General features: G+C 36.2%; 10 protein-coding genes and 1 pseudogene. 3 read left to right on the forward strand and 8 right to left on the reverse strand.

Annotated elements, in window-relative coordinates; genetic code table 11:
* Positions 1 to 75: 75 nt before the first annotated feature.
* The 3 genes from AACK98_RS00340 to AACK98_RS00350 all read right to left on the reverse strand — a co-directional run bounded on the left by AACK98_RS00340 (position 76) and on the right by AACK98_RS00350 (position 2,983).
* On the reverse strand, positions 76 to 723 hold the full coding sequence (locus tag AACK98_RS00340) for an O-methyltransferase (RefSeq protein ID WP_339041408.1): 648 nt from the start codon (positions 721 to 723) through the stop codon (positions 76 to 78).
* 476 nt (positions 724 to 1,199) lie between these two features.
* Positions 1,200 to 2,342: a methionine adenosyltransferase gene (gene metK, locus AACK98_RS00345; protein WP_339041410.1), complete on the reverse strand. Its 1,143-nt coding sequence runs from the start codon at positions 2,340 to 2,342 to the stop codon at positions 1,200 to 1,202.
* 92 nt (positions 2,343 to 2,434) lie between these two features.
* Positions 2,435 to 2,983, reverse strand: a complete 549-nt coding sequence (locus tag AACK98_RS00350) for a hypothetical protein (RefSeq protein ID WP_339041412.1) — start codon at positions 2,981 to 2,983, stop codon at positions 2,435 to 2,437.
* Positions 2,984 to 3,522: 539 nt separating this feature from the next.
* Here AACK98_RS00350 and AACK98_RS00355 point away from each other — a divergent pair.
* The 3 genes and pseudogenes from AACK98_RS00355 (at position 3,523) to AACK98_RS00365 (ending at position 7,654) form a co-directional block, all read left to right on the forward strand.
* Entirely contained in the window at positions 3,523 to 4,608 is a 1,086-nt protein-coding gene (locus AACK98_RS00355) for a D-alanyl-D-alanine carboxypeptidase family protein (protein WP_339041414.1), read from the forward strand.
* Between the two features lie 638 nt (positions 4,609 to 5,246).
* Entirely contained in the window at positions 5,247 to 6,479 is a 1,233-nt protein-coding gene (gene ftsA / locus AACK98_RS00360; RefSeq protein ID WP_339041416.1) for a cell division protein FtsA, read from the forward strand.
* A gap of 179 nt (positions 6,480 to 6,658) precedes the next feature.
* Positions 6,659 to 7,654: pseudogene (locus AACK98_RS00365) on the forward strand (IS481 family transposase).
* A gap of 229 nt (positions 7,655 to 7,883) precedes the next feature.
* Here AACK98_RS00365 and AACK98_RS00370 read toward each other — a convergent pair.
* The 5 genes from AACK98_RS00370 to trmB all read right to left on the reverse strand — a co-directional run bounded on the left by AACK98_RS00370 (position 7,884) and on the right by trmB (position 13,654).
* A complete protein-coding gene (locus tag AACK98_RS00370) occupies positions 7,884 to 9,209 on the reverse strand; it encodes a hypothetical protein (RefSeq protein ID WP_339041418.1) in 1,326 nt (441 codons plus the stop codon).
* 415 nt (positions 9,210 to 9,624) lie between these two features.
* Positions 9,625 to 10,011: a dihydroneopterin aldolase gene (locus AACK98_RS00375; RefSeq protein WP_339041420.1), complete on the reverse strand. Its 387-nt coding sequence runs from the start codon at positions 10,009 to 10,011 to the stop codon at positions 9,625 to 9,627.
* A gap of 38 nt (positions 10,012 to 10,049) precedes the next feature.
* Positions 10,050 to 11,447 (reverse strand): UDP-N-acetylmuramoyl-L-alanine--D-glutamate ligase, encoded by a 1,398-nt coding sequence (murD, locus tag AACK98_RS00380; RefSeq protein WP_339041422.1) that lies wholly within the window; start codon positions 11,445 to 11,447, stop codon positions 10,050 to 10,052.
* Positions 11,448 to 12,533: a phospho-N-acetylmuramoyl-pentapeptide-transferase gene (mraY, locus tag AACK98_RS00385; RefSeq protein WP_339041424.1), complete on the reverse strand. Its 1,086-nt coding sequence runs from the start codon at positions 12,531 to 12,533 to the stop codon at positions 11,448 to 11,450.
* A gap of 413 nt (positions 12,534 to 12,946) precedes the next feature.
* A complete protein-coding gene (trmB, locus tag AACK98_RS00390; RefSeq protein ID WP_339041426.1) occupies positions 12,947 to 13,654 on the reverse strand; it encodes a tRNA (guanosine(46)-N7)-methyltransferase TrmB in 708 nt (235 codons plus the stop codon).
* Positions 13,655 to 13,658 lie beyond the last annotated feature (4 nt).

The following is a 13,658-nucleotide window of genomic DNA, read 5'->3' on the forward strand; positions in this document are numbered from 1 at the left end:
AAAGCAATTGGCTGCTGGAACAAGTGTTTGAAGAAGAAGTCCATTGTAAACACTACTGACAGTGCCATATACAAATTATTTTTTAATTCCAATCGTCATGCCGCTATCTGTTGGAATAAACGCAGGCTCAAATAAACTTCTATCACTCAACATAGTATTAAACTCTCTCATAGCGGCTCTCATTTTTTTGCACTTTTTGTCATTCTGCTTATCATTCCATACTGCATCGAAAAGCAGCGTATTATCTGCTATTATTAGCGCTCTTGATCTGAGCTTTTGATATACTGCGTTTAGATAAGCTGGATATTCTGCCTTTGCTGCATCTATAAATATAGCGTCTATATTTCTCAAATCCATATCTCTCAATGCGTCGAGTGCATCTGCTCGCTGCGGCACTATTTTATTCCCAAGCATCTGAGTATTTTCAAAATTTTGCTTTGCTATAGCAAAAAAATTCTCTGACTTCTCTATTGTGTGTACTACACCACCTCTTGGTAATATCTGTGCAATCCCTATTGTAGAAGCCCCAACAAAAGTACCTATTTCAAGTATTTGCTCTGCTCCAGAAATCTTTATTATCACAGAAAGCAATTGCAACTCTGACTTGCTAAGCTGCATATGTCTCAAGTGCTTGGGCGCACTTTGTCTAACTTTTTCTAACAACTCGTCTTCTGTTCCAAACAGAGTGTTTATATACTGTAATTTTTGATAATCTGCTTGCATAGAAAAAATGATCAAAAATAAAGATAAACCAGAGATATGCTTATTTATATTGAGTTGAAGAGTATTGCAAAAATAGTTATTCCATAGACGCTGCACAAGTGATACTGCTCACCAAAGCCACTTGCGCAGACCTTTTTGGCCTGATTTTCAAGTATTAATTCGTTAATTTCCTCGCAAAAATATATAAAAGTATTTGAGGCAGAAATTCAACTGGCACTCTAAAAAATCATACCCTTAAAATCTTCGCACGTACACTTATGAAGGCAACGTCATAAGACATATAGCCAATTTTTATTAGACTTCTTCAAACACTTGTTCCAAGCAACCAATTGCTTTGTCACTCAGTGGCTTTCAATATGCTCATGCACTTCTTTGGTATACTTGGGCTCCTTGCACTTGTCTCATTGGAGGAGAATTTGAAGAAGAAGTTCTATCATAGTGAATTAACAAAATTATAACACCAGCGCCTATATAACCTAATCATCTTGGATTAATGAATCCATAGGTTGTTCCCAAGGAAAACACTTCCTGCCGAAGTGACCGAACGTTGCGGAATCTTTATAAATCGGCTTTTGCAAATCTAATCTCTCTATTATCACATATGGCTGAAATAGATCATAAACATTACATGAGAACATTTTCAATAATTGATCATCATCTACAATGCCTGTTCCAAGCGTGTCTATAGAAATTGCCATGGGCCTTGCAATTCCGATAGCGTATGCTACACGTACTTCGCAAATAGAGGCAAGCTCAAGAGCTACTATTTGTTTTGCAAGTTGTCTTGCAGCGTACGCACCTGATCTATCAACTTTTGTCGGATCTTTGCCAGAAAATGCGCCGCCTCCATGCCTTGCATGCCCACCATAAGTATCAACTATAATTTTCCTTCCAGTGACTCCTGCATCAGCAAGTGGCCCGCCAATAGTGAAAGGACCTGCTGGATTTACATGTATAGTTGTATCAACAGACATATAATCAGCAACGACAGGACGCACTATTTGCTCTATCACAGCTTCTTGTAATAAAGAATGCGATACATATTGCGTATGCTGAGTTGAAAATACAACAGAATCTATCCCAATTGGTTCCCAATCCCTATACTTAATAGTAATTTGCGCTTTTGCATCTGGACCAAGAAATGCAAAGTCATTTGTGCTTCTGATATTCTTATGCTTCTGCATGAGTTGATTTGCAAGTATAATGCTAAGCGGCATATCCTGCCCTGTTTCACTACAAGCAAAGCCAAACATCATACCCTGATCTCCTGCCCCCATTTTGAGACCTGAATCGACTCCCGAGGAAATCTCAGGAGATTGCCTACTAACCTCAGTTATAATCTCAAATTGATCAAGATTCAGCCCCCACTTTGTACTGCTATGCCCTATAGAAGCAAGTGTACTTAGTGCTATGTCTTTATATTCAAACACAGCTTCTGTAGTTATCTCACCAAATATGCATAGCTTATGCCCTTTTATACCTACTTCCACTGCTACGCGACTATTTTGATCTTGTGCGAGACACGTATCTAATATTGCATCTGAAATTTGGTCGCATATCTTATCTGGATGTCCATCAGATACTGATTCTGAGGTAAATAGTCCATTTTTGATCATCATTACTTACTTATCCGATTATAAATCCTGGTCAATTTTCAATATATATGGTTGTGGATTATAATCGATTATTGACGAAAATGGGAGAGTTAATTTTAATTTGCACAAGAAATATTTGCAAAATTTTGCTCTATATACTGCAGAGCATTTATGAGGCCATCCAAGGAGTATGTATCAACAGCAACATGTTCATCATTAAAACGTGCATGCACTTCAAAATAATCTGAGTGATCTATAAGATTGTTGATAATAGAGACATCTTGACTACTACTTGTGGTCAATGCCAGCATTCCACGCGCGTCAGAAAGAGTATAAGCTCTTCCGCCTGCAGTGAGAGCAAAGCGCATTTCCCGTGATTGCGACAAATTTGTTCTAATACTAAATGTCCATGCACCTCTCATAACATAAGACACCACTGCATAAGCCACTCCATGAGTCGCAATACCATCCTTAAAGCTGACACTTCTTTTTGGAGCAGAGACAGCATATGCAAAGTATAAGTTGTTTAGACAACTCTCTTTTCTATTTGCAATAACAACATCCCAATCACTAAAAGTCCTGACTTTTTCGACACGCAGCGCGTAACTGATACTGCTTGCAATCGTTAATAAAATCAATATAATCACGCCTGCAGCTTTTTGCATAAAACCTCGCTATGGCGATTTTAACTCGAAAAATTAGCTATCAAATACAAAATTGTGCATTATCCTCTGCAAGTCACATCAGACTTAAGTAGAAGAGCGGTTTGCAACCTCACCTTCAGTATTTGAATTACTTGGCAGATAAACATATTATCATGTATATACCAGCTCTTCATTTACAGGAGGGATACTGCACTTATAATTTTGAACCTAATCACTACCGCATCACGCTGTATAACGAATGCCAATACTCTAAGCATTTTGATAGTCAAAATAGCCTAACTGATACATTATGCTAGCATAAAATCTCTGTATATGCACGCCATTTATGAGCATATCGAATTTACACGCGTTTTCCTTATAGGTTTGCTGTAAATATTATTTAATATATGGTAAACTGTTGCTCATTGATAAATTCTGGAGCCAAGTCTTTTATTACTATAACAAAAAAAATAGACCATTAGATAAGTAGATAGATGAAGAATATACTTTCAATTACCATAACAGCATGGCTTATTATATGCGCATATACACCTTGCGCTATGTCCTTAGCTAGAGATACTGTCACAAACTTAACGCATGCACCATATGTCTTACTTGTTGATTATAATACATCGTCTGTCTTAATGCAGCGCAATGCTTATAAACGTATGGCTCCTTCTTCAATGAGCAAGTTGATGACATTATACATGGCTTTCCATTTTTTAAAAAATGGAAAGATAAAGCTAGATGATAAAGTGCTTGTGAGTGAAAAAGCTTGGCGTATGCAGGGCTCAAAAATGTTTTTGAACCTAGGCTCTTCTGTTTCGGTTGAGGATTTGTTGCGTGGAATAATAGTGCAGTCTGGAAATGACGCCAGCGTAGCACTTGCCGAGTGGATTGCTGGAAGCGAATCTATGTTCACAAATCAGATAAATGAAATGGCTAAAAAGATAGGACTGAAAAATTCGCATTTCAAAAATGCAACTGGATTACCTACAGATGGGCATTTTATGACTTCCGCAGACGTTGTACACCTCGCTTCTAAAATCATAGAAGATTTTCCTGAATACTATCATTACTTCTCAGAAACTGAGTTTACGCATAACAAAATAACACAAAAGAATCGCAATTTATTATTAGGGAAACATGGGGTTGATGGTCTCAAAACTGGGCATGCAGATGCTGCAGGCTATGGATTAATATTCAGCGCTAAGCAGGGGCAAAGAAGAATTATAGGAGTGATCAATGGTCTAGCTTCTGAAAAAGAAAGAGCTACTGAAGCGACAAAAGTGATATTATGCGCACTTAATAGCTTTGAAAATTTGATCTTATTTAAAGCTGGAAGTTCTGTTGTATCTGCTCCAGTATGGCATGGAACTCTTTCTGAAGTTTCTCTTACTATTGAAAAAGATTTAGAGATTGTTATACCGAAGATGTTAAGCAAAGATGAAATCAGAGCAGTCGCCCAGTATAATGCTCCACTCATGGCTCCATTGCATAGTGGCCAGAAAGTTGGTGTCATTAAGGTTTATTTAAATGATAAGCTTGATCGTGAAGTGCCGCTGGTTGTTACAAGTGATGTGAAACCTGGAGGAATCTTTACAATAATTATTCAGAATATTGGCGCATTATGGCGTAGTCTATAAGCTCCTGGTAATCTATTATTACGCATCAATATAAGTATAGCCTTACATTTTGCTTCCGCGATGCATCAGATTCATCACTTTGCAGAAGATTATGCAAATTAGCTGCCGATATACCACTAATAAATGAATAGTTAGCGTTCAACTAGTATGCAATGCCTTCATAAGCACGCGCGCAGATTTTGATGGCATGATTTTTTGGAGCGCAAGCGAATTTCTACGTCTAATATATATTTACAAAGAAATTCACAAAGTAATACCAAATCCTCCAAATAACAGCATATACTACCATGCGCGTGCTTGAATTTTCTAAAAAGACGAAGCTCAGATTTGTGGGCTTTGATATGATATGGAAAATTAGGCAAAAAAGGCCTGTGCAAGTGGCTTTGCCAGCAGTGCCTAGATACGAAGTGGGGCAGCACAAAGAGTTAGAAAGAATGGTACGCAAGTGTTAAAAAATACATAAGGAGCATTGTGATTAAGCTAATTTTGAAAAGTATGACGAATATACACATACCAATACTTATAAATTATGTTCTTACAAAATTTTAATTTCGGTAACAACTCTAAACTCTTGTTTTCCTGCAATATTATTGTAAATAAAAAGTAAGCACTTAAATTGATAAATTAAATTATAGATAATGCTAAAACAACGTAGCAATACATTAGTAGTTCTCGAAATAGGGAGTTCAAAAATCGTATGTTTAGTATGCAAAGTTCTGAAAGACGATTTGCAAGTCATAGGAATTGGGCATAACAAATCTAGTGGAATTAAGGCAGGCGTTATCACAGACCTTAAGACTGCAATAAGTGGAATAGTGCAAGCAATTGAAACTGCTGAATATGCAGCTGGTGAACGTATAACTAGAGTATATGTTGCTATATCTCCAAGCAATCTAATTTCCCGTAGAAACAGCTCAGATTTGTCAGTGATGGGACATGAAATTAACTCTAAAGACATTCATAAATTACTAATTAACGCAGTAGAACGTTACTCAAATCAGGATTTAGAGATTTTACATTCTTTCGTATATGATTACATACTAGACGGGAATCGTGGTATTACAACTCCTCTTGGCATGTACGGCAATAAACTTGGGGCCGAGCTTCACATTGTAGCAGCACCATCTGTTACAATAATGAATGTAACGAACTGTCTTGCTAAATGTCAGTTAGAACCTCAAGGATATGTATCTTCTTCATATGCTTCTGGAATCGCTTGCTTAACTCAAGATGAAATGAGGCTTGGAGTTACTTTAATAGAATTTGGAGCTGGATGCACCTCTATATCGATATTCTATAATTCACAAATGGTTTTTACCGATGGCGTTCCGATAGGTGGTAGTCATATAACAAACGACATCGCCAAAGGACTCTGTATAAACATGACAACAGCAGAAAGAGTGAAAAATCTGTATGGAACAGTTATACTTACTACAGATAACAATAAAGACATCATGGAAATCACTGACGAAGAGGACGGCGAGACAGAAAGCATACTAATTAATAAAGCTCTACTGGTTGAAATTATCCGCTCCAGAGTTGAAGAAATAGTTGAGTTACTAAAAGCAAAGCTAGAAGAAAATAAGTTTGATGTACATAATAATAAGATAGTAATAACTGGTGGAGGAGCAAAACTCAATGGAATAAAAGAACTGCTTAGCTATATGTTCGTTACAAAGGTGAGGCTAGGACAACCGCAGTTTATAGAAGGGCTTCCTGAACAAAACACAGGGACAGAATTTTCAACTGCAATAGGAATGGCGCTCTATGGTGCCCAGCAATGGGCAAATAGCAAGAATACATTTAATAAAAGTGAGTCCAGCTTTGGTCTGCTTCGGTGGCTAAAAGAGCTTTGGGGACAGAACGCTTAACCACCGTTGCTAACTCTGTATATTCTGTATTAGTCGACATTTTATCTTACATTTAGTAAATTAAATTAGTTATTAAATGGAGATAAGCAATGAACTTAAATCAAAAAATCATCAAACCGAAACTAGGTTTACTTGAATTGGCAAAAAGCCTTGGTAGTATATAATCTGCATGTAAGGCAATGTGTTATAGTAGAGATAGCTATTACAGATTTAAAGAACTATATGAAACAGGAGGAGAAGAAGCGCTATACGAGATAAGTCGCAAGAAGCCAATAATCGCTAATAGAGTAGATCCTGCAGTAGAAAAAGCAGTAGTTGATATGGCGATAGAGTACAGCATATGGACAACTTAGAGTATATCAAATGAGCTGAAGAAGAGTGGTATACTTGTTTCTCCTGGAGGAGTAAGATCGATTTGGTTACGTAATGATTTGAATAATATCAATAAAAGATTGAAAGCCTTAGAAGCTAAGATGGCCCAAGATGGTATTATATTGACCGAAGCACAGCTGCAAGTACTAGAGAAACGCCGTAATGAAAAAGAAGCACATGGAGAAATTGAGACACAACATCCAGGTTATTTAGGTTGCCAAGACACATATTATGTAGGCAATTTCAAAGGGATAGGAAAGGTTTATGCTCAGGTATTTATTGATAGCTACAGTAGATTTGCTGATGCTAAACTGTATACTGACAAAACTGCGATTACTGCTGCTGATATGCTAAATGATCGAGTGTTACCATGGTATGAGAGTCAAGGGATACCGATGCTTCGTATTCTTACAGATCGTGGAGGAGAATATAAGGGAAATATAGAACATCATGCTTTTGAGTTATTTCTCAGTATAGAAGGTATAGAGCATACAACAACTAAAGCATATTCACCTCAAACTAATGGTATGTGTGAACGTTTTAATAAAACTATAAAACAAGAATTCTTTGATACAGCTATGCGTAAAAAGATTTATACATCATTGGATGACTTGCAATTAGATCTTGATATTTGGTTAGAATATTTCAACAATGAAAGACCTCATTCTGGTAAATATTGTTATGGAAAAACACCTATGCAAACTTTTTTGGATAGTAAAAAGTTAGCTGTGGAAAAGAATAATGAAATCTTGTATCTCAGTTACATATCTGACAGTCAAAACTTAACTGACAAGCAGATATAAAATTTATAACTGTCTGTAAGATCAAATCTTGACTTCTACACATTATGCAACAATGCCGGCCGATCTAAGGGCTAATTTTTGCACATTTCACTTCTCCACAAAAATTGCTTTGTTTGCGTATATAAATTTTTGGCGGATGGACTCTTTAAATCCTAAACACAAGCACTGTGCTGGCGGCAACCATACACGCGCGATTTTCAGCGCGTGCAATAGTTTTAATTGAGCTATACTAACAACTAAGCGTCGGAGATATTGTTATTTCTAATTCAGTTGTTGGCATATCATTTGTGAATTCTAACTGTACGTCCATAGTGTCTTCTTCACTAATAGTAGCGTTAGCTGTTTGAACAAAGAGCTCTTCGGTCAACTCTACTGCAGCTGAGTTGTCACTACCTCTAGCACGTGGTGATGTAAAAAAGTCTACAATTCTGCTGAAAATACTGCCTCTACTCGCTACCGATTGCTGCGCTACAGCATCTTCTGAAACAACAGTAGTAATATCATCAGAAACATCATTGTCAATAGCAGAAGTAGTAGGAACATCAGCAGAAACAATAGTAGTAACCTCAGGATCTTCTACTGTTTGCATCAATTGAGCTTTCTCTGAACCAGACTGATTACCCATGAGGATCTTAATAATATACTCATTGTCTATTCCCGTTTCTTTCCAACATTTTATTTGCTCATACATTGCACTTGTACAAGCATCCATCTCAGCATCAGTTGTTTGACTGCTAGTTTCTGCTGCCTCCTCATCTTGATCAAGAGCTTCTGCAACTTCTGTATGTTGCACATCTTCCGAATATCTTTGCAAAGCTGTTGCAACCATACTCAAGCTTGCATCATCGCCACCACCTATACTCATGGCACTAGCAACACCTCCTAAAATACTGTCACGATGTTCAGCAAATAGCGCAGGATGAGTAGCAATATAATCTATTGCCCAAGGAGATGCGAGCATTACATTAACCGCCTGCGCAATCGTATTCTCACTGATCTCTTGAATAAACATATTTCTATAATCTACCGAGATACTATACAACGCCTCATCTCTAGTTAGAATAGCTGAAGCTAATAATACTCTTTCGCCTTCACTCAAATCATTATTAGAGCTCAATGTTCTCATTATATATTCTTCTGCTCGCAACTCTCCGACCACATCAGAAGAGATAGACCTGCACATCAAAGCCATAATAAGAGGATGGACAGTGATCACATCACTATTATCATCACCTATGCGCCCAATATTAGGCGCACTCATAATTTCTGCGAAGCTCACTCCTTGGATTTCCCAACTATTAAATGTCTCTTCTTGATTTGCACCACCAAACCTTTCTACATATCTGCGGAATATCGATTCCATAAGTAGTGTCTGTATTACAGAAGCGCCCTGTTCTCTTGTAGCATTCATCAGGTGAATACTACGTATAGCCCTATTAAAGATGTTTTCGCTCATAGTTAATTCAAAAGACGCATTCCCACCTGCCCCTTCTTCATAACCAAATTCTTTTACTAGCACATCGAATTTCCAAGATGTATCAATACGCCAACCCATAATAATTACCTCCGATCAATCTAAAATGTGTGAAAAGCAACTTAAACGCAAGTTCACAGATAACTGAGTATAAAGCTCAACTTGTGATATAAAGTACACACTTTTATTGCTTTTAAAAAAAACAAGCCATACACTACAAAATTACATAAGTGTCAGCGCAGCTCACCATTATAAAAACAACTCCTACAAAATCTGTAGGAAAAATATCATTTGAATGTAAAAGAGAAAACAAAAACAGACTTGTAAAAAGCCCAGAAACCTAAGGAGATTAGGCAAAAATACATAAGAAAGCGCTTTTAACGCTAAATATATCTATAAACCACAAATTGTGTATCTTGAGTTACCATCGCGTAACACAATTGTAACAAATGTATCTGGACATGTACAACTATTTATATTAAAAAAGAATAAAATTTCATATTGACATACTGAAATTCGAAATCCTAAAAGACGCATATCCCTTAAGTCCTGGGACTTGCGGCTTCTTTTTTACTACTAAAGTTGCCTCTTTTATAGAACAGTCCTGTCTTAAGCACTCAAATAAAGCAAAGCTATAATGCTCTATCAACATAAAACTACGGTTTTCCGAAAAATTTTTAATGCAATTTAATATCTCTGCATAGCAAATAGAATCAGACATATTATCTGAAATACAATCATGCGGCACACCTTGAAAATGAACCGTATAATCCACCAGCACTTCTTGTGGCACGAGTCTCTCACTATCAGAGACTCCTATATTAATGGCAACCGAAAAATCAGAAATTTCTATAGATGAAATATAATCTTTAAGATTTGGCATTCTGTTAATATCCCAAGTTCAGGTTATACACGAAGTCTCTAACTATATATTTCCAAAATTAATTCTTTAAACTTAGCACCTCTCTCTTCATAATTTTTCCATTGATCTTGTGATGCACATGCAGGCGATAGTAATATATTACCACTTTTAAGATTCACACTTTTTATCTGTTTTATAGCATTCTGAATGTCTCCTGAAATGGTATATTGCACACCATAATCTTCAAGAGTTTTAGCAAAATCATCTGCTGCCCTGCCAATTAAGAATGCATGTTTCACCTTCGAGAAAAACTCAGAAAGTGCGGCTATCCCATCATCTTTACATATACCACCTAAAACCCAGTATATATTATCAAACGTCTTTAAAGCCCAATAAGCTGCGTCAGAATTTGTGGCCTTGCTATCATTTATAAATCTTAAATCGCAAGTACGATGAAAAACTTCCATCCTATGTGGTAGAGCCTTAAAATGCCTAATTGCTTCCATTATGAGCTCTGGCGCAACACCTATCAATGAAGCTGCCGAAAATGCAGCAGCTATATTTTCTGCATTATGCTCGCCTAAAAGACTTTCAGGTGCTTCAAAATCATATTCACACCCAGTAAAATATTTGTCTATAATCTTACTTGATATAAAAGAAACGCCATTATTGAGCAATTTATTACTTGATACTGCAATAATATTTTGCCTTTTTTGCTCAGAGAGCCAATCTAGCATCGCATAACCTGAATTTACACTAACTACAGCATGATCTAACATATCTTGATGTGCAAATATCTTCTTTTTACTTTCAAAGTAATTCTCAAATGAACCGTGCCTATCTATATGATCTGGCTTTATACTTAGTGCAATTGCTATATCAAAACGCATATTAGAAAAAAGATCTAACTGAAATGAAGAAACCTCCATTGTATAGACATCACCTAACTGCAGCTCTGAAAGAGCTAAAGCAGGATTGCCAATATTACCTCCAACTTCTGTCTTAATACCAGCAAACTTCAGAATATGCCCTACTAGTGCTGTAGTAGTCGACTTACCATTCGTCCCACTAATCCCTATATAAGACGCAGCTGGCTGAGCTATCTGCAGCAACTCTATATCTGATACCAAAGCAATATTATGCTCTCTTGCAAAGAGAATATATTTGCTAACATAAGGATAACAAATTGGAATGCCTGGACTTACAACGATCGAATACATCTTCTGCAATTCTTCTTCAGAAGGCCTTTGAAATCGAAGGTGAGATTTATGAAACGCAATAGATAGCTCTCCCTTCTCATACAGCAGATCTTTCATAGACTCCATTACAGAATCATTATCATCCCAGGCAATAACAGAAGCGCCTCCAAACACCAGTGCTTCTATTGCAGCAACCCCAGTTATGCCAAGCCCATATACCCCAACAAGCTTTTTCTTATAATAATTTAAGCTAATCATTTATCTAAGTTTTAATGTGGAAAGCCCGATTAGAGCAAATATAATTGCAACTATCCAGAATCTCATCACAATAGTTGACTCACTCCAACCAAGTTTTTCAAAATGATGGTGTATTGGTGCCATCTTAAATATTCTTCTCCCATATAATTTGAAAGATGCGACTTGTAATATTACAGACATAGCTTCTATCACAAAAAGACCACATATAATGCCAAGCACAATTTCATGCTTAGTGATCACACTGATAGAACCAAGAAGTGCTCCAAGTGAGAGACTACCGATATCTCCCATGAAAACTTTAGCTGGTGGCGCATTATACCAAAGAAACCCAAGCCCTGCTCCAATTAATGATGCACAAAGTACAGCAATTTCTCCTGCACTTTGCACATAATTAAGCTGCAGGTAATTTGCAAACACAATATTTCCAGTCAAGTAACTAATCAATGCGAAACACGCGGCAGCTATAATGATTGGCATAATTGCAAGTCCATCAAGCCCATCTGTTAAATTCACTGCATTCGAAGAACCTGTAATCACAATGCTTGAAAAAACAAAATAAAATAAACCCAAATCAACACCAACATTTTTAAAAAATGGGAAGAACAAAGTTGTCGCAGAGCTTTCTGCCACAGAACCTATTAATATGCTTACAAGTAATCCAAATAAAAGCTGCATGGAGAACTTCGCTTTTGCAGAAAGACCTTTTGAATTTTTATACTTGAGCTTTCTATAGTCATCAATGAAGCCAATCATACCATAAGCTAACATAGCAGATAAACAAATCCATACGTACTTATTTTGCAGATCTGCCCAAATGAAAGTTGATACTATTGTACTAAAAAGTATCAAGGCACCTCCCATAGTAGGAGTCCCTGCTTTAGTCATAATATGAGAATCAGGTCCATCTTCTCTAATTGGCTGCCCTGCAGTTTGTACAGACTTTAAAAAGCTTATGAATTTTTTGCCAAATATAAAGCTCACTAAAAGTGCTGTGAATACCGCACAAATACTTCGAAACGTGATATATCTACAAACATTAAATATGCTAAAATGATGTATTAAATCAGCAATAAAATAATATATCATACTCTAAATCATTTATTTATGTATACTAGCACAATAATCTTGTGCAACTTATATAAGCGTTTATTTTAATCAACTCTACAGCGCTTTTCAACCTACCATAGCAATTGACTCGCTCGTTAAACCAGCCAACCTGCTCTAACACTTAGAATGCATTTCGAGATAACAACAGTTATTTATCATGCAACTATACACTTTGCAAATATATGAGTATTACTTGCAGAATATATTTTTGATGCAGGCACTACATCTAACTCAAGTTACCTAATAATCAGGGATGAACTATATCAGATGTTGGAACAACATAAAATTGTAAGATAATAAGTTCATAAACAAATAGATAACACAACTCTAGCAGCTAAACATCACACATATTGTGCAAATAGCTATAGAACGTGAACCTTGTAAATGTAACATTAAATCTTCATTGCGACTATATAGAAGATTTTTTTAGATAATTCTATAGCTTTAGCCTCATACTTAGTCTCTCTCCAGTCTGAAGGTTTCTCTAGCGCATTTAACTTATCTTCTACTGACTTACAATATCTAGGTAAATTTTTTATTGTAAAATCATTATTCTCAAAGCAGCACAACATATGCTCTGCATAGCCTCTATCATCTGTTGCAGTATACAATAAACCATCAGACCGCATTTTGCTTGCAAATAGCTTTAAAGAACCTGAATTTATTATTCTACGTTTATTATGTCTTACCTTTGGCCAAGGATCTGGAAATAAAATATAGATCCTAAATAAAGAATTATCTGGGATTTTTGCAATAAACTCACGCCCATCACCTTCATAAAAGTATATATTTGCAGCATCATTATCTTTGATATATGAAGCAACTCTAAATAACCCTTTTTTATATATCTCACAGCCTATGAATATTTGTTCTGGAAATTTAGTAGCACGTTCTATCAAATTTTTTCCATCACCAAACCCTATCTCAAAATTTATTTTTCTCTCACATTGCTCTATATTTTCAAAAATCCTTTCACAATTTACAGAAGCAGAAAATTTTTTGAGAACATCTAGCATTAAATAATTTTGATCAGGACTTAAAGACCTCCCTCTTACAGCAAAAGATTGAAGATATTTCTTATGCTTATTAAAATCTTCCATGAAA

The sequence above is a fragment of the Candidatus Lariskella endosymbiont of Hedychridium roseum genome, from assembly GCF_964020185.1.
GTDB lineage: Bacteria > Pseudomonadota > Alphaproteobacteria > Rickettsiales > Midichloriaceae > Lariskella.